The organism is Microbulbifer sp. THAF38 (assembly GCF_009363535.1).
Classification (GTDB): domain Bacteria; phylum Pseudomonadota; class Gammaproteobacteria; order Pseudomonadales; family Cellvibrionaceae; genus Microbulbifer.
In genome coordinates this window covers 1,934,991-1,952,451 of the sequence record NZ_CP045369.1, presented here as the reverse complement: position 1 = coordinate 1,952,451, position 17,461 = coordinate 1,934,991, and the positions used below count along the sequence as shown (strand labels likewise).

Genomic DNA, 17,461 nt, shown 5'->3' with positions numbered 1-17,461 from the left:
GCCTAAAAAGTGGGCGGGTGTTCGGTGGTTGCCTCTTCTACTGGTGCCGCTAAAATCAACAGGCCCCATCGCTTTGGCGGCGACTATATATAAAAGATGGTAGATAGCCACCCGGACTAATTGGGCGGGCACATTTACAGAAGAAGAGACGCTATGGAAGCAAACCGGAATATTAGAGATCACATCATCGCATTGGGCGACTGGCTGGAAGAGCAGATCATCGGCCAGGAGACGCTGGTTAATCGTATTCTGATCGCTCTGCTTGCCGATGGACACCTGCTCGTAGAGGGGGCTCCAGGCCTGGCCAAAACCAAGGCGATCAAAACACTGGGCGAAGCTATTGAGGGTGACTTCCATCGAGTTCAATTCACGCCAGACTTGCTGCCGGCTGATATTACCGGTACCGACATTTACCGGCCGGAAACCGGAGAGTTCCATTTTCAACCGGGACCAGTCTTTCACAACCTGATCCTGGCGGATGAGATAAACCGCGCGCCCGCCAAAGTGCAATCGGCACTGTTGGAGGCTATGGCCGAGCGGCAAATTAGTGTGGGTCGAAAAACCTATCCGCTGCCGCAATTATTTTTAGTGATGGCCACCCAAAACCCTATTGAGCAAGAGGGGACTTATCCTCTGCCTGAGGCTCAGTTGGATAGGTTCCTCATGCAGGTGAATCTTGCCTATCCCGATGCCGAGGCGGAAGCAAAAATCCTGCGCCTGGCCAGATCCGAGGCCACCCTTGGCGAAAATCGCCCTACCGAAATTATCAGCCAGGAAACCATTTTTCAGGCCCGCAACCAGATTCTGGAAATGCAGATGGTCGAGGCCGTGGAAACCTATACTGTCCAACTTGTCATTGCTACGCGCGAGCCGGCGAAGTATGACAGCGAGCTGGCATCATGGCTAGATTTTGGTGCAAGTCCAAGGGCAACAATTGCGCTCGACCGCTGTGCCCGCGCACGCGCCTGGCTAGCAGGCCGCGATTTTGTGACTCCAGATGATGTCATGGATGTGGCCCCGGATATTTTACGCCATCGCCTGCTACTCAGTTTTGAAGCCGAAGCCGCTGGCATTACTACAGACCAGGTTATTCAACGCCTGCTGCAACAGGTGCCGGCTATCTGATGCACACCGCAACACCGCCATCAGAACTGGACCTGCGCGGCGCTTATCCAGAAGTCAACTCACTGGTGCAAATGCGCTATGTTGCGCGCCAGTTACAGCTCTTTAAACCTCGCCTGGTGCGTAGCGACCAGGCTGGGAACCTCCTTACCCGCTACCGTGGGCGCGGGATGAATTTCGAAGAAGTAAGGGATTACCAAGCCGGCGATGACGTGCGCTCAATCGACTGGCGTGTAACTGCGCGCACTGGCACAACCCATACCAAGTTGTATCAGGAGGAGCGGGAGAGGCCCATTGTTATCCTGCTCGATTTGCGCTCACCGATGTTTTTCGGCAGCCACCGCGCTTTCAAGTCTGTCGCAGCGAGCGGCATCGCCGCTGCACTGGGCTGGGCTGGGCTGCAACACAGCGACCGCATCGGTGCCCTGCTCTTTTCTGATAAAGACATAGACACTGTGCGCCCTAAGCGCAGCCATCACGCCGTATTAGCGATGATTCACAGCGCAGTAGACAGGGCATCCAAATTACAGAGCCCTATCGCTGAGAATGGCAGCCAATCCATGCAAACTCTACTGGAGGAGGCCCGCCGTATCGCCCGCCCCGGCAGTGCACTTTTTCTTATTAGTGATTGTCATGACCTGAATCAGCAATGCTCCCAGTCTTTGTATTTGCTGTCGAGGCACGCGGATTTACAGGTACTGCGAATAACCGATCCACTGGAACAGCATTTACCCGATCAGTCCCTGACAATTTCGGATGGCCGACAACGCACATTTTTAAACGCAGGCAACCGCCCCCTGCGTGAGCATTTTGCAGAAAAGCAGGCCCAGACCCGCGCCGATGTGGAACAATTATGCCGGCGACATCGACTTCCGCTGTTGGATTTTGACAATACAAAACCCCTTGTCGGGGAATTAATGTCTTTTTACGGTTCACGCCAGCAAAACGGTTGGCATAAAAATAAAAGGCAGTAGCCGTGAGCGATAGGGAACACACTGAATTTTCACCTGGTAGGTTTTATTTAACTGGAGCGATTGGCACCACCAACCCAATAACTTCAGTGGAGGGGCAACCATGCTGAGAAAACAGCAGCAACTGCAACCCCCCTCACCCGAGGCCCAGGAATTACTGGCCCAACTACACGACATTCAGGAACCGGCTCCTGTAAGCTGGTGGCCACCCGCGCCTGGCTGGTGGCTACTCGCATTATTGATACTTCTCTCTTTGCTTGGAATTACCCTGTGGATCAGACATCGGCGCAAGCAGGCCGAGCGCAACCGCTACAAAATTGAAGCCGTTGCTTTATTAAATGCGGTGGATGTAAGCCGGCCTGAAGCGACTGGAGAGATCAACGAAATTCTGAAACGCGTTGCTGTAACCACTTTTAGCAGAGCGCACTGTGGCAATCTCACCGGTAGCGCATGGTTGAGTTTTTTAGAAGACAGCGCCTCTCTGAAATGTCCTGACGAAGCTCGGGAAGCGTTGCTCGAACAACTTTATCGCGGCTCTTCCAAGCCAGAGAATAGCGAGGCTTTTCGCCAATATGCTATTCAATGGGTCCTGCAGCACCAATTAACGGCGCAAGACTCCGAGTCACAAGTGAGTAAGGAGCATGCCGGTGTTTGAGTTTGCCTGGCCATGGGTTTTCCTACTAGTCCCTTTACCGCTGCTCGCGCGGTGGCTACTGCCCCGCTCAAAGCCTTTAAGCAGCGCCTTGAAAGTACCCTTCTACTCTGAGCTCTCTCAGCGCGGCGGTGGAGAGCAAAGCAACTACCTAAATTTAATGTTGCTCGCTCTGATTTGGTTACTGCTGATCTGTGCCGCGGCGAGGCCTCGCTGGTATGGAGAACCAATTTCCCAAGCCAGTAGCGCGAGGGATCTATTGGTTGCGGTAGATATATCCGGCAGCATGGAGACTCCCGACATGCTTCTGGGCGGACGCCCAGCGATGCGTATTAATGCAGTCAAACAGGTGGTAGGGGACTTTGTAGAGCGGCGCCAGGGCGATCGCCTGGGCCTGGTACTCTTCGGCACCCGCGCCTATCTTCAGGCGCCACTGACCTACGACCGGGAAACTGTAGGGACCCTATTGCGCGAAGCCCAAATCGGATTCGCCGGCCAGGGTACCGCCATAGGGGATGCTATCGGCCTGTCTGTTAAGCGCCTGACCCAGCGTCCAGCCGAACAGCGCGTGCTAATCCTACTCACCGACGGCGCCAATACCGCCGGCGAAGTGTCTCCACTAAAAGCCGCCGAGCTGGCACAGCAAGCAGGCATCACCGTCTACACCATCGGTGTGGGTGCTGAAGAGATGGTTCAACCGGGTTTATTGGGCAGCCGCTATGGCAGCCGAAGAATTAACCCCTCCAGGGATCTCGACAGCAAAACCCTGCAGACAATTGCCGATACAACTGGCGGCCGCTATTTCCGCGCCCATAATCCCCAGGAACTGGCAGAGATATATTCGGAATTGGATGAGCTGGAACCTGTGGAACAGGAAGCAGAAAGCTACCGCCCACTGAAGTCCCTATTTGTATGGCCACTTGGAGTAGCCCTATTCCTGTCTGCCATCTGGGCAGTGGCCCCTCTCACCACTAATTTCAGATATTCCGGCAACGGCAATAAACAAGCTACTACCAACGGAGGCCAGGCACAGTGAGCACACCTGAGCTACTCCAATCGTTTCATTTTCTCCGTCCCTACTGGCTGTGGCTATTAATCCCCGCAGCTCTCATTTGCTGGGGCCTGGGCAAAATCGTTCTGAACAATGCCCAACTGCAAAAGGTGATTGATGCAGATCTGTTACCGCACCTGTTAATGCGCGGCGGCGCCAAGCGCCCCTGGTTATTCGGGCTAATCTTTGCATTACTCGCCACCATGATTATCGCTATGGCGGGACCCTCTTGGAGAAAGCTGCCCACTCCGGTCTACAGCAACCAGGACGCCTTGGTGATTTTACTGGACCTGTCTCCCTCCATGATGGCGACAGATCTCTCTCCCAATCGTCTCACCCGCGCCAGGTTAAAAATTCTGGATATTCTTCGTGAGCGCAAAGACGGACTGACTGCCCTGGTCGCCTATGCAGGCGAAGCCCATGTGGTCACACCACTGACAGAAGATACCGCCACTATCGCCAACTTGGTTCCGGCATTATCGCCTGCGATTATGCCGGTACCCGGCAGCAACATCGAAATGGCTGTACAGACCGGTATTCGCCTGCTCAAGGATGGCTCTGCTGGGCGCGGACAACTGCTCGCAGTCACTGACGGCATTGAGCCAGCGGCTGCGGATATTGTCGCCAAATCCCTGGCGGAGGCTGGAGTTGAGCTCAACATTCTCGCAGTCGGCAGTGGCGAGGGCAGCCCAATCCCCCGCGGCAATAGTGGCGGCTTCGTCACAGATAGTAATGGCGCAATTGTGATTTCCAATTTTGACCCACGGGAGCTGCGCAAACTGGCTAGAGACAGCGGCGGCCGTTACGCCAAGATTACCGTCAACGACGCCGACATAGAGCACTTGCTTCCGCAAAGCGAAACCCCCGAGCAAGCCGAGCTGACTGAGCGAGAATTTGACCAATGGCGCGACGAAGGCCCCCTATTGATCCTTCTTCTCTTACCGTTTGCCGCCTTGCTGTTTCGCCGAGGCGCCCTCGCCTGCACCCTGCCCCTCGCCCTAACCTTGGGACTGCCGAGTGAAAGCCAGGCTTTAGAATGGAAGGATCTTTGGCAACGCAAAGATCAACAGGGTCAGGAATTACTCAACAAAGGGGAGTCCGCCGAAGCCGCAGAAACTTTTCGCAACCCAGAATGGCGCGGCACCGCAAATTATCGCGCCGGTGATTATGCTGCTGCCCAGCAGGACTTTGCCCAGTCCAATGATGCCCAGGGCCTATACAACCTGGGTAACAGCCTAGTGCAGCAGGGCGACTATGAGCGCGCCATTGAGGCCTATGACCAGGCTCTGGCTCAAGCACCTCAATTCGCCGATGCACAACACAACCGAGAAATTGCCGAGAAACTCAAGGAACTTCAAGAGCGCCAGCAACAACAAAATCAACAGCAATCCGGTGATCAACAAGAACAACAAGACAAGCAAGATCAGCAACAGGATCAGCAGGCCGGCAACCAACAGCAAAATCAACAGGATCAGCAGCAGGAGAACCAGCAACAACCCTCCTCCGGCGAACCCCAGTCCTCCGAGCAACAATCCGGCCAGGAACAGGATCAATCAGCCGAACAGCAGCCTGCAGAAGCTGAGCAGCAACAAAATGAACAGGAGCGGCAGTCTCAACAAGCCCAACAGGGCGAAGAAGAGCAAAAAGAACAGCAAGGAGAGCCCCAACCAGCCGGAGCCGAGGAGCGCCAATTGGACCCAGAAACCCAGCAGGCCCTGGACCAATGGCTACGTCAAATTCCCGATGACCCCGCCGGTTTAATGCGGGAAAAATTCAAATACGAAAGCTTGCAGAGACGGCGTGCCTATCGCAGTGGCGAGTGGGAGCCCCCTGAAAACGGCGCTACCCAAAGGTGGTAGATAGATACCCACAATGCAAAACATGATCTCTGTTTTTAGATGTGACCAAACTTCAGGAAGGCTTATGGATAGCTTTTTTAAGGACCATAAATTATTTCGCCCACTAGATCTTTCAGGACTTCACTGCCTGCTATTTTTACTGGCTCTCTTTTGCCTGCCCGCCAGCGGCTGGGCCAGTGATCTCAATGCCAGTGTGGATCGCAATAAAATTGGTATCGATGAAACCCTGAATTTACGCGTGCGCTACTCCGGTGATGAGAATGGCGGCCAGCCCGACTTCGAATTACTGGAGCAGGATTTTGACATTCTCTCTCGTCAACAATCCAACCAATACCGGGTAATTAATGGTCGTGCAGAGAGCTTTGTCGAATGGATGCTCACACTGGCACCAAAACGGGAAGGAGAGTTATTTATTCCTTCATTGCACTATAAAGGGCAAGTTTCAGATGCAATCCCCATAAAAGTCAGCGAGGCTGGCAGCGCCCCCAATGGCGCTGATCGTAAGGCTTTTCTGGAGATCGAATTAGATAAAGACAAGGTCTACGTACAAGAGCAGCTGCTAGTTAAAGTGCGGTTGTACACAACTATCGGACTGCACGATATCGCCACCGAGCCATTACAAGTAGCCGGTGCCCATGTAGAAAAGGTTGATGAGCAACGCTATGAGCGCAAACTCGATGGCGTCAGTCATGCCGTATACGAACTGACTTATGCCATCTTTCCCGATAGCTCTGGCCAGCTCTCTATTCCCGCATTGACTTATGTCGCCGTTGCCGGGCGAAGAGACCCCTTCTCACTGTTCAATCGCAACAGCCAGAGGCTGCGCCTGCGCTCCCAGGCAAAAACCATCGAGGTTCTTCCCAAGCCTGACAGCTACAGCGGTGCCCACTGGCTGCCTGCCGCAAGCCTGGGAATCGTGCAAAGCTGGAGCCAAGACCCGGATACCTTTACCGTTGGCGAGCCTATTACCCGAATTCTTACCATACGGGCTGAGGGCCTGCGCGCAGCCCAGCTACCACCTCTCCCCAAGTTAGACATTGAAGGCCTTAAAACCTACCCCGACCAACCACAACAGGAAGATCAGGTAGGCCCTAATGGCGTCACTGGTAGCCGCATAGAAACCACCGCAATCGTCGCCACCCAGCCTGGCGATTACCAGCTGCCCGCAGTCACACTCACCTGGTGGGATACCAAGAGCCAAAAACAGCGCGCCACCCAACTTCCCGCTTTCCGCTTTAAGGTCAGCGGTACTGCTGCAGCCGCCCCTCAAAATCAAGAACCCGGAAACCTCCCCACCCTTGTTCCCGGCACTAAAACTCTGGAAGAACAAGATCATTTTTGGCGTAACCTAGCTATCGCCGCCCTTGCCTCCCATCTACTGTGGGTTTTCTACTTCTACCGGTATCGCCAACAGCGCCCAAAGCAACCTGCAGCCCAGGCAACGTCAGCAAAGAAGATGCACCAAGAGGCGAGATTAAAGAAAGCGATTGAAAGTGAAGACCCCAGACACATTCAGCAAGCCTTGCTCGACTGGCTACAGCAACGCTGGCCCCATGTAAGCGGAAATAACTTAAGTGAGATTGCACACAAGCTTGGTTTTGAGGAGTTGGAAGAAATTCAGTCGCTGCTCAGTGCCGCCATCTATCAAGAACCAATAAAGCCGTTAAATGTGGTGAAGGTCAAAGTTCTGATTGATAGGTTGATGAGCCGAGACAGAGATATGGAAGAGGCTTCGGAGGTGGGAGAGTTACCGAAACTGTTTACCTGATGCTTACTTGATGTGCACTAGCTCAGATTTGACGAGGCAGTTACTCATTTTTTGCAACTACCCTATTGGGTCAGACCTGAGCCACCAAACTTATGCAACCTAACAAACTGGCATGGCCCTACTCCCCATAGAAAAGCAGACCCCAAAAGTCTATTCAGCCTTCCTATATGCATATAAGGCCAATATCGTAATTGCTTCGTTAAGACAATCTCAATTAGTGGCTTCAGCCCACCGCCGTTATCGGGCCCGATTTAAAGCTGACTCAATCACTGAAAGAGTCTCGGCTGCCGCTTTATCCCATGAGAATTCCCCAGCCCTTCTCAGTGCGGAGAACTGCAATTCTGATACTCTTTCAAGGTCTTGAGTCAACACAGCAAGTGCATGGGCAATTTCTGCTGTCGAATCAGGGTTGACCGTAACTGCCGCATCTCCGGCAACTTCAGCCATAGCTCCTCGGTTTGCTGTCAATACCGGTGTTCCCTGGCTATAAGCTTCGACAATTGGCAAGCCAAAGCCCTCGTATAGCGAAGGAATCAGTAGCGCTCTCGCCTCCCGGTAGAGCTTAGGCAATTGGTCATCAGTTATATAGCCAAGAATCTCAACACTCTCCTCTAGATCCAACTCCTGGACTTTTCCCTTCAATTCCGGCATACCCCAGCCCTTACCACCACAAATTTTCAGAGGGAGTGGATCAGTAACTCTTTCTCGATATAAGGAATATGCTTCGAGCAAGCGTTTGAGATTCTTGCGAGGCTCAATAGTACCCACAAAAAGAAAATACTCGCCTGGAGGGCCAGGTACTTCAGAAACTTCTAGAAAAGGGGCCTCATAAATAGTCACAATCTTTTCAGCGCAGCTGGGAAATGACTGCCTCAATTCATTTGCCGTTGCTTCTGAAACAGCAATAACTGAATCAGCCAACTTAACACCCTGAGGCATCAGCAGTCTTTCAAGCTGTAGACCCAAACGCGACATAGTCTTAGGGAAACGCTGCCATACCAAATCGTGTATTGTTAACACCTTCGATATCGATCGCCCAAGGCAAAGGGGTAGATGGTGGCGGGGAGACCAAAATAAATCTACATCATCTTTCCAGGCCCACAGGGGAAAAACCATCTGAGCAAAGAAAGTACTGAGACTTCCCTTTTGAATATTTGCCGATCGCACAGTCACATTAGGAAGCGACTCAAAATCAACCAGCAGAGGTTGGTGACTGTAAAGGTACCAATGATGCTCGCTACTCAGCATTCGCTCCAAAACTGCAAGGGTATAACGACCGATACCCGTAGTGGGAATCGAAAGTGGCCGAGCATCCACTGCTATTTTGGCCATTAATCTACCAACCCCCTCTCCATGAGAACCTCTCGGTAGAGCTGATGATGAGCTTCAGCCATTTTGTCAGCAGTAAATAACCTCTCGTAACGACAACGACCAGCGCGCCCCATTTCCTCTGCTTTCACAGAATCGGACCATAAATTTTCCATTGCCTCTCGAAGTGCAATAGGGTCGGCTGGGCGCACAACATAGCCCGTTTCTCCATCTTGGTTGACAAAACTGGTTCCGGTGCCAATTTCGCAGGAAATGAGGGGTTTACTATTCATCAATCCCTCAATCAGGGTTACGCCGAAAGCCTCCGAACGTAAATGAGAGGGGAAAACTACTGCTCGACACAATCTCATCAACGCGGCCTTCTCTTCATCGCTGACAAAACCGGCAAAATGTACGTTGGTTGCCCCCAGTTGAGCAGCCAAGGATTTCAAACGACTAGCCTCAGGCCCATTGCCAGCTATAACAACACGATAAGGTTGATTTGCAGCCGCTCGGACCAAGTACTCGAGCCCTTTATAATACCTGAGGACACCCACAAACAGCATAAAGCCTCGGCCAAATTGCATCTCGAGGCTTTCCGCTGTCTTATCCGAGGGTTCAGGGTACCCCTGCTCGGATACACCAAGGGGAATCACCTTCACTTTATCCCTATAAGCGGCAAGAACCGGGCTACTTTCCAGATAGTTATGTGACGTGGCTATAATGCGATCCGCACGGGCCAGGAATCTATGCATGAGAGGTCGATAGAGGGCACCTAACAACCTCTGTCTAACTATATCTGAATGATAAGTCACGACCAATGGGCGTGACCGACCGACCAGGAAATATGACAAGTCACCGAATGGCCACGGAAAATGAAAATGCAATAGCTTTGCTTTAGTTTGATACAAAGCCCCCAATAAACCTGGACCTACGCAACATGAAGCGATCGAGAACCAACGCTTCTTGGCAATTACGGGCAAATGATCATTCAACTTCAGACTGCGGGGGGAATCAGCCAGAGTGAGAACACCACACTTTTCTGTTTTTTGTGCGATTTCTAAAATTACCTGCTCAACCCCTCCTTGTGACTCAGGATAAAAGGTTCGATAACAGTGGAGAACTTCAAGCTCAGGATTCAAAGGAGACTCACTTAACAGAAGGGGTACGGGCCTGCCGATAACCTATTGTTTTATAACACATTAAGGTATAATAACCGCCCCAGTAACCCCGGTGTCAATGTGAGAATATTATTCTGTACCATGCAATTCGGGCCCGGGTATAACCAGGGAACCGAAAAATACATTCGCAATCTCGCTCAAGATCTAAGTAAGCGCGGTTGTGATGTCATAGTTGCGGGCGGCGATCCTGAAGGGATACTAACCGATCCCACACTTATTGACGAAGACGGAATTCGCCTAATTAAGCTCCCAACTTTTGGCTGGGGAACCACCGAGGGTGATTCGATTGAAAATTATCAGGCTTTACTTTCTGAGCTGAAACCCGATGTCGTCCATATGGTTAATCCAGCCCATATAGGCATTAATTTACTGGGGGCGGCCCAGAACCTAAACATTCCTTACTTCATCTCAATCACTGACTTCTGGTGGCTCTGCCCCAAGCATACATTGACTCTTAGATCCGGCGATTTTTGCTCAGGATTTGCTGACTATGAAACCTGCTTCCGCTGCATTGCAGAAACACACCCTAACAAGTTAGTAAAAACCGTCTCTCAGCTTCCAGTTACCAGAAATTATATTGCTAAAATTTTACACTTAAAGAACACCACATTCGCAACAGCGCCAGAAAGCAAGAACCGTAAGCAAATCCTGGCCTCAGCTCTAAATAAAGCAAGAAAGGTAATTTGCCTCTCAAAAACAAGCCTGAGACGGATAAAAGAGTACTACTCACTCAGTAATTGCCACTATATTCCTGCAGGCCTTTCAGATACTTGGTTTGAAACAGTACCTCACCGACAGACGAACACTACCCCGTTCGTAGTTGGGTTTCTTGGCGCTATTGCACCACACAAAGGCCTCCATACCCTCACCCATGCATTAAATGACCTTGGTGATTCAAAAGTCAAACTTAAAGTCGCAGGAAGAATATCCGATCACAGATATGCCAAACAGTGCCTAAGCTCCTATAAAATTACTGAATATACCGGCGAGCTTAGCGAATCACAGAGCAAAGAATTTTTAGACTCTTTAGACTTGCTAGTAATACCCAGCAACTCACCAGAAAATCAACCCCAAGTGCTGCTTGAAGCTGCCGCGAGGAAAAAGCCTGTTCTAGCCTCTAATACTCCAGGTTGTGCCGAGCTACTTTCCCCAATCTCCGTTTTCCCTGTTAATGATGCGAACAAATTGAAAGAGTTGCTATATATAGCAAGAAAAGACATATCGAAAATAAGTTGCCCCACTTTGGGGTTATCCTCCAAAGAAGTTTCTGACAAAATTTTATCCGAATACCAAAAAGTGTTTTAACCCCGTGATTTTTCTACAAAAACATCATAGAGACATCGTCTTCTACAAGGCGCTATGTAATTTACGATCTGAAGCCTCGAAAACCTATTTGAGCTTCCTCTGGTGGATCATAGAGCCCATTTTTTCGATGGCGATCTATTACTTTATATTTGCCGTTGTATTTCAAAGAGGAACAGATGACTTTGTCCCCTTCCTTCTTGTGGGATTGGTAGTTTGGCAGTGGTTTGCCCAATGCGTCAGCCACTGCTCAGCTGCTATTACCCAAAATCATGCACTAATCAGCCAAGTCAATTTCCCCAAAGTAGTACTTCCATCTATTAATATCGTCATGGACACCTTCAAGTTCAGTATTGTGTTTATGCTACTGCTAATTGGGTTATGGATAATGGGGTATCCACCCACATGGAGCTACATCTACCTTCCATTAATTCTGTTAATACAACTCCTGTTGAATTATGCCTGCGGCCTGATCGCCAGCGCGCTTATTCCATTTGTACCAGATCTCTCTAACTTGATTCCTCACTTGCTACGACTCGGCATGTATGGATCAGGCATCCTCTATACCGTCAGCTCATTACCAGAAAACATTCAAGATATTCTCGCTTACAATCCAATGGTCTGGATTATTGAGAGCTACCGCGACATATTGATGTATAACCAAATACCTAATGTATCTAGCTTGGCAATTTACACCTGCGCAGCTATATCGCTTTATGCCCTAGCGAGGCTGATAATGAGAAAGCTAAATCCCGTATTCGCAAGAGCACTGATGCAACAATGAGCGAAAGAAAGAAGTCAGCCATTAGCCTGAAGAATGTACGGGTGACCTATCGCTCAGGCATCCCCTTTACCCGAGCAACCAGTGTTTACAGCCCACTGAAAGATATTAGTTTTGAGCTTTATGAGGGGGATTCGCTTGGAGTTCTTGGTCGCAACGGTGCAGGGAAAAGCACTCTACTTCGTCTGCTGAACGGTATCATCAAGCCTGATGGAGGGAAGGTGACCAACCACGGACATAGAACGGCGCTACTCTCTTTAACTGTCGGCTATGATCAAAATCTTTCTGGTCGCCAAAATGCGGTAATTAGTGGGATGATGATGGGCCTAAAAAAACATTTTATTGTAAGCAAGCTTGATGAAATCAATGAATTCGCCGAGCTTGGGGAGTTTTTTGATCGGCCAGTCAAAAACTACTCTACAGGAATGAAACAGCGACTTGGGATGGCTGTGGCAATCCATTTAAAAACTGACGTCTTATTAATTGATGAAATTCTAGCTGTTGGGGATTCAAAGTTCAGGAAAAAGTCAGAGGCAGTAATGAAGGAGAAAATTACTTCAGGAGACACCGTAGTTTTAGTATCCCATTCTGCAGAAACTGTCAAGCGGCTTTGCAATAAGGCTGTATGGATTGAAAATGGTGTTGTGGCCCAATACGGAGACAGCAAGTCTGTGGTGGCAGCTTATGAAGAGTCACAGAAATAATGCGCGTTCTTATATACGAGCCAATGCCAGATATTCAGCGCGCAGATACAATCTTAGCAGCCGCACGTAAAGAGTCCGAACTTGGAAATGATATTTTATTATTAGTTGAAGAAGAGGTGCAGCTTCTTACCAGGAACCACATAAGTCAACCTCACAGCGTAAACTGCACAAACATAATAAAAGCAAAGATTGCAACAAGCGAATTTAACTTTACCGCCTTGCCTAGAAATAAAGCTCTAGCAAAGCAATTTTCAACAAACCCTCAAAAAGCGCTTAATGATATAAAACACTATCGATCACACTGCTTTCAAAAGGTGATAGAGAGCTTTAAACCAGAAAAGATAATAATCTGGAATGGCCTACCCCATTATCAACAAGATTTTATAGATCTTTCTCGCAGAATGAATCCAAATCAAAAATTTTCCTTCATGGAAGCTGGCTGGTTTCCGCAATCGGGAACTTACTATGAAGATCCCCTCGGAGTAAATGCACAAAGCTCGATCTCTACCACAAAGCCAAAAAGTATTAGCTCGGAAGAGCGGCAAAATATAAAACAGTGGAAACTGACATACAGGGGGAAATTTGAGGATAATAATATATCTGATAATGGGTATGTATTTATCCCTCTCCAATTAGAGACGGACACAAACATTACAAAATTCTCTCCATTTCGCACCATGAAAAGCTTTCTTGAGTGGGCCGAATATCACGTACCCCCCAATATAAGCATCATTACACGCCAACACCCTCTTGATCAAAGCTCCCCACTTGACCTACTCCCCAACAGTAGCCGAATGAAAATCGATAACAAAACCCCGCTCCACCAATTGATATCAAAGTCTAATTGCGTCTTAGGGATAAACAGTACCGTATTGCTAGAATCTCTGATATACGAGAAGCCTGTTTACACTGTAGGTAACGGAATTTTTTCGAGAAGTGACGCTATTATTAAGGTGGGTCTAGATGACATGATTCCCACTATCCATCTATACTCAGTTGAAAGGCAAGAGGAACTTATTCACCTTCTTCTCCAAAAACAGAAAAACCTTACCCCACCCAAAACTTATTTTTTAAAAAATATATTGTCACATACGAGAAATCAGAAGCGCTTAAACTATTCATTGTGTAGCATTATTCTTGCCGCCATAAAAATATGGATAAAAAACAAGCTAAAAGCTCTATAGAAAATAGATACCTTTGATACTTAAACGCAGAATCAAGCTTTTACAATCCTTGCTTTCGGATAGTAAGCGCAATTGGTAAGTGAGGACTCAGCTGGTAGAGCCGGCATCTCTCCTGACCAACAAGAGAAAGACACTGAGGAGCTACTACCAACTGAGCGAGAACAAACGATACCAGATTTACGGCCTGAGAAAAGCCGGACACACTCAAAAAGCAATAGAAAAACTGTTAGAGAGACACCCCTCAACGATCAGCCGAGAGCTGCGACGCATGCGGGGGTATCGCCCAGGGCAAGCACATAAGCTCTCGGAGCTTAGACGCCGGCAAGTGTATAAGGCACAGAAAGTGACTGATGGAGAATGGCAACAAATAGACATCCTAACTCGGAAAGAATTAAGTCCTCAGCAGACTGCAAGCTTTTTAAAGAAACACACTCGTGTATCGTTACATCATGAGACGATCTACCAACTCATTTATTTAGATAAGGCAAATGGTGGAGACTTATGCAAGCATCTTAGGATTACATCAAAGACCTATCGTAAGCGCTACGGTAAGTATGATCGGCGCGGAAAGATTAAAAACAAAGTGAATATAGATGAACGGCCAGCGGTTGTTGATCGGATGAATCGGATAGGTGACTGAGAAGGTGCCCTGTCAGGTCAATTTTGGTTTACGAATTTTCCCTCCAGATGCCTTTTCCATCTTCAAGTGTTGCCACCGGTGTGCGGCCGCAACATTTCTTACCCTGATGGGTGGGGTCATTATTGTAATATGCGAGCCATTCGTCTAGATCCTTTTGAAGCTCCTCTGCAGATTCGTATATCTTACGACGTAATGATGGTTGGTAGAACTCCTGTTAAATTGTTTTATGGAATCGCTCACAGATGCCGTTGGTTTGTGGATGCCTGGCTTTTGTCTTTGTGTGCTCTATTTCGTTCACACTCAGGTATAACTGATAATCATGCTGCTCTAGCTTCCCACAATACTCAGTACCGCGGTCAGTTAGAATACGCAGTACGGGCACGTAAAACGGTAATACACGGTCATTCAGGAGGTCTGCCGCAGTGATTGGTGTTTTGGTGGTATACAGCTTGCAGTGGGCAACCTTTGCATAGGTATCAACATAGGTTTGTTGATAAATACGGCCATCCCCCTTAAATGTCCCTGCATAGAAAGTATCTTGCGAGCCCAAATAGCCTGGATGCTGGGTATCAATTTCACCACAAGCCTCACCATCATGGCGCTTTCTCTCCAAAACCTGAACCTGTGATTCTGTGAGGATCAGCCCCTCCTCAGTCACCTTGGCCTCAAGGGCTTTTAATCGCAATTTGAAGTTTGCCAGGTCATGGCGTAACCAGATGCTCCGAACGCCACTAAGGGACACAAATACACCGCGTTTACACAGCTCATTGGAGACTCGCACCTGACCATGGGCAGGTTGCTGAAGGGCATAAGTCAACACAGCCTCTTCAATAGCAGTGTCAACACGGTTCTTGTGGTTGGGTACCCGCTGATTTTTTTCAAGAAGGGCGTCCACGCCGCCACTTGAAACAGCTTCCTTGTATCGATAGAAAGTGTCCCTCGATACACCAAGCATCTTACAAGCTTCAGAGATATTACCGAGCTCTTCTGCCAAATTGAGCAATCCGGTCTTGTGTTTGATGATGCGTTCATTAATATCGATCATGGGGTTTATCCTTGGTTTTGCTTCTAGGTTTAGGCACCTTTATCAAAACCGGTAAACCCCTCTTTTTCAAGAGAATGTGTCAGATTTGGTCTGAACTAATACACACAAACTACAGTCAAATGTGCAGCATAATCTTTGTTTTAAGAAGCCAGAGAACAATTCACTCTTACATCTGCGAGCGCGTATTCCGATAGACTTTCACCCAGAGAATTGGGTTTAGTAGTTAAATTTGACCTGATTGTTATCGGCTTCTCAGAAAGCTCTTCTTCAGGTCAAATTCAAAATACTAATTTTTTACAAGCAAAGCAGCATGTGCTTTCAGGTCGCAGCACTGAAAGCAATAGTTGGCTGCATTCTAAGCTACGGATAGCAACAAAGCTATTAACTCCCTAAATATCTTTAACATCTAAGAATGGAATATATGGCCTAGCAAGTGACTCTTCACTGCAGAGAAAGAGGTCAACATCCAGCATCTTTAAAGTTTGGTATGCATTAGAAAAATTCCATACTTGCACACTTGTAAATGGATCATTAGGCTCAACTACTTTTTCCATATAAAAGCGCGGCTGCTCTGGCTTATATTTCAAGTCAACCCCAACAAGGTATATTTTTTTCAACCCTAAATAATATGCCAACTGCAACGCAAGCATTGTTGTACTACAACCAAAATAAAATCCAGACTCTAGATCTGTAGAAAAGCCATCACGCCCAATAGACCTTACAAAAAAAGTATTATCGTTAGTTTTAGTCAAATCTGCCGACAACTCTTCACGCAAAATACATGGAGTATCACGTTCAAGCATTGTATCAGCTATAGGTCTTTTCTCTGGATTTTGCAAAAAGCGCCTATCTGTCAAGACGTAATAGTCTAGGCTAAGGCCACACCTCTCTTCAAGTAAAGGGGATGCATTTAGCCCAATATGGACAATAGAATCACTTTTCTTTTCATAGCTTAATGCGGAGGGGCCATTCGCCAAAACTACCCCTACCTCTCCTTGATGCCGCCTTTTAAGTGAACGGATATTATTGGAGGAGTTCTTCATACTTCTGCGCATAAATGCTTACCAGCTTCTCAGGTCTTAAATAATTATCAAAAAAACGTAATGATTCTTGCTGATACTTCAAAATTAGATCTGGAGATGATACTAGATCCGTCATCCTTTCAACACAATCATCTTCAGTAACCCTGAAAAAAGGGGGCTCGTCTAATGACCCCAAGCAGCTCATAAATGAAAGGTTTGAAAAGTAATCTGATCCATTTACACAAACTGTACCCGCGCCCAAAGCCTCCAAACTAACCTGATGAAAGCCTCCTGTAATTATTTCATCAACCGAAATTTGGCATGTCTTTCTTAGGGAGAATAACTCATAGGGCGTCAGGAAAGACTTTGGTCTCACATATTCAATTCTCCCCAGTGAAGATAAGGATGTTAAAGTTTCCTCTAAAACTTTTGATCCCTTCCCCCCCCAGCGAGCTTTACGTGAATGAGTGGGAGAGAACAGCACACGAGGCCTCCCCCCCTCAATGAGAGCAGGTTCAGGATTTGCTGGAAAGCTAATTATATTGGGAACTGGCTCATAATTCTGATACAAACGAGGATAAGCTTGAGCAATAGTAAAAAAGCGCTTAAATGGAAGCCCCATCATCTCAGTAGCATCAAAATACAATGGCCCCTCCCTTAATCCTGAGTGGGTCTGAAAGACATATGAAGCTGTAGGATTTAATTCATATATCTCGTCACAAACAACTCTATAAACGGCATTATGTATATGGATTACATCAGCGTTTTTAATTAACTCTACTGCGAGCCCACTATCCTTATTCGGCCTTCTATCCCAATAAACCCCCGAGGAGGTAAAGCTTCCACTTAAAGGCTTAGGGTAATCCGACAA

General features: G+C 48.2%; 15 protein-coding genes and 1 pseudogene. 11 read left to right on the top strand and 5 right to left on the bottom strand.

The genetic code is table 11. The features are described 5' to 3' along the window. The first annotated feature begins 153 nt into the window (after positions 1–153). From FIU95_RS08370 to FIU95_RS08345, 6 genes are all read left to right on the top strand, one after another. Positions 154–1,125: a MoxR family ATPase gene (locus FIU95_RS08370; protein ID WP_152453226.1), complete on the top strand. Its 972-nt coding sequence runs from the start codon at positions 154–156 to the stop codon at positions 1,123–1,125. Continuing rightward, positions 1,125–2,096, top strand: a complete 972-nt coding sequence (locus FIU95_RS08365; protein ID WP_152453224.1) for a DUF58 domain-containing protein — start codon at positions 1,125–1,127, stop codon at positions 2,094–2,096. The genes FIU95_RS08370 and FIU95_RS08365 overlap by 1 nt, the downstream gene beginning before the upstream one ends. 100 nt (positions 2,097–2,196) lie before the next feature. Next, a complete protein-coding gene (locus tag FIU95_RS08360; protein ID WP_152453222.1) occupies positions 2,197–2,748 on the top strand; it encodes a DUF4381 domain-containing protein in 552 nt (183 codons plus the stop codon). Beyond that, a complete protein-coding gene (locus FIU95_RS08355) occupies positions 2,741–3,781 on the top strand; it encodes a VWA domain-containing protein (protein ID WP_152453220.1) in 1,041 nt (346 codons plus the stop codon). The genes FIU95_RS08360 and FIU95_RS08355 overlap by 8 nt, the downstream gene beginning before the upstream one ends. After that, positions 3,778–5,655, top strand: coding sequence for a VWA domain-containing protein (locus FIU95_RS08350; protein ID WP_152453218.1), 1,878 nt, complete (start codon positions 3,778–3,780; stop codon positions 5,653–5,655). The genes FIU95_RS08355 and FIU95_RS08350 overlap by 4 nt, the downstream gene beginning before the upstream one ends. Before the next feature lie 64 nt (positions 5,656–5,719). Next, complete coding sequence (locus FIU95_RS08345; RefSeq protein ID WP_253868975.1) at positions 5,720–7,423, top strand: BatD family protein; 1,704 nt, start codon at positions 5,720–5,722, stop codon at positions 7,421–7,423. A 237-nt stretch (positions 7,424–7,660) separates the two neighbouring features. On the opposite strand, the gene FIU95_RS08340 is transcribed toward FIU95_RS08345, so the two are convergent. After that, a complete protein-coding gene (locus FIU95_RS08340) occupies positions 7,661–8,755 on the bottom strand; it encodes a glycosyltransferase family 1 protein (protein ID WP_152453216.1) in 1,095 nt (364 codons plus the stop codon). After that, positions 8,755–9,873, bottom strand: a complete 1,119-nt coding sequence (locus FIU95_RS08335) for a glycosyltransferase (protein WP_152453214.1) — start codon at positions 9,871–9,873, stop codon at positions 8,755–8,757. The genes FIU95_RS08340 and FIU95_RS08335 overlap by 1 nt, the downstream gene beginning before the upstream one ends. Positions 9,874–9,993: 120 nt before the next feature. Between FIU95_RS08335 and FIU95_RS08330 the strand changes: the two genes are divergently transcribed. The 5 genes from FIU95_RS08330 (at position 9,994) to FIU95_RS21705 (ending at position 14,523) form a co-directional block, all read left to right on the top strand. Continuing rightward, positions 9,994–11,217 (top strand): glycosyltransferase, encoded by a 1,224-nt coding sequence (locus FIU95_RS08330; RefSeq protein ID WP_152453212.1) that lies wholly within the window; start codon positions 9,994–9,996, stop codon positions 11,215–11,217. A gap of 4 nt (positions 11,218–11,221) precedes the next feature. After that, on the top strand, positions 11,222–11,998 hold the full coding sequence (locus FIU95_RS08325; protein WP_172975354.1) for an ABC transporter permease: 777 nt from the start codon (positions 11,222–11,224) through the stop codon (positions 11,996–11,998). After that, positions 11,995–12,699, top strand: a complete 705-nt coding sequence (locus tag FIU95_RS08320) for an ABC transporter ATP-binding protein (protein ID WP_152453208.1) — start codon at positions 11,995–11,997, stop codon at positions 12,697–12,699. The genes FIU95_RS08325 and FIU95_RS08320 overlap by 4 nt, the downstream gene beginning before the upstream one ends. Continuing rightward, on the top strand, positions 12,699–13,883 hold the full coding sequence (locus FIU95_RS08315) for a hypothetical protein (RefSeq protein ID WP_152453206.1): 1,185 nt from the start codon (positions 12,699–12,701) through the stop codon (positions 13,881–13,883). The genes FIU95_RS08320 and FIU95_RS08315 overlap by 1 nt, the downstream gene beginning before the upstream one ends. A gap of 79 nt (positions 13,884–13,962) precedes the next feature. Continuing rightward, the gene (locus FIU95_RS21705) at positions 13,963–14,523 is read left to right on the top strand and encodes an IS30 family transposase (protein ID WP_152453204.1); all 561 of its coding nucleotides are present in this window, start codon (positions 13,963–13,965) and stop codon (positions 14,521–14,523) included. Positions 14,524–14,551: 28 nt separating this feature from the next. On the opposite strand, the pseudogene FIU95_RS08305 reads toward FIU95_RS21705, so the two are convergent. The 3 genes and pseudogenes from FIU95_RS08305 to FIU95_RS08295 form a co-directional block, all read right to left on the bottom strand. Further along, positions 14,552–15,568 (bottom strand): annotated as a pseudogene (locus FIU95_RS08305) (IS481 family transposase). A 389-nt stretch (positions 15,569–15,957) separates the two neighbouring features. Beyond that, positions 15,958–16,611 carry a hypothetical protein gene (locus tag FIU95_RS08300; RefSeq protein ID WP_152453201.1) on the bottom strand — a complete coding sequence of 218 codons (654 nt, stop codon included), beginning with the start codon at positions 16,609–16,611 and terminating at the stop codon, positions 15,958–15,960. Next, the gene (locus FIU95_RS08295) at positions 16,592–17,461 is read right to left on the bottom strand and encodes a hypothetical protein (RefSeq protein WP_152453199.1); all 870 of its coding nucleotides are present in this window, start codon (positions 17,459–17,461) and stop codon (positions 16,592–16,594) included. Before FIU95_RS08295 ends, FIU95_RS08300 begins: the two co-directional genes overlap by 20 nt.

Coding starts and splice junctions, on each gene's coding strand:
- FIU95_RS08370 (WP_152453226.1), top strand. CDS start 154: ATGGAAGCAAACCGGAATATTAGAGATCACATCATCGCATTGGGCGAC.
- FIU95_RS08365 (WP_152453224.1), top strand. CDS start 1,125: ATGCACACCGCAACACCGCCATCAGAACTGGACCTGCGCGGCGCTTAT.
- FIU95_RS08360 (WP_152453222.1), top strand. CDS start 2,197: ATGCTGAGAAAACAGCAGCAACTGCAACCCCCCTCACCCGAGGCCCAG.
- FIU95_RS08345 (WP_253868975.1), top strand. CDS start 5,720: ATGGATAGCTTTTTTAAGGACCATAAATTATTTCGCCCACTAGATCTT.
- FIU95_RS08340 (WP_152453216.1), bottom strand. CDS start 8,755: ATGGCCAAAATAGCAGTGGATGCTCGGCCACTTTCGATTCCCACTACG.
- FIU95_RS08330 (WP_152453212.1), top strand. CDS start 9,994: ATGCAATTCGGGCCCGGGTATAACCAGGGAACCGAAAAATACATTCGC.
- FIU95_RS08320 (WP_152453208.1), top strand. CDS start 11,995: ATGAGCGAAAGAAAGAAGTCAGCCATTAGCCTGAAGAATGTACGGGTG.
- FIU95_RS08315 (WP_152453206.1), top strand. CDS start 12,699: ATGCGCGTTCTTATATACGAGCCAATGCCAGATATTCAGCGCGCAGAT.
- FIU95_RS08300 (WP_152453201.1), bottom strand. CDS start 16,611: ATGAAGAACTCCTCCAATAATATCCGTTCACTTAAAAGGCGGCATCAA.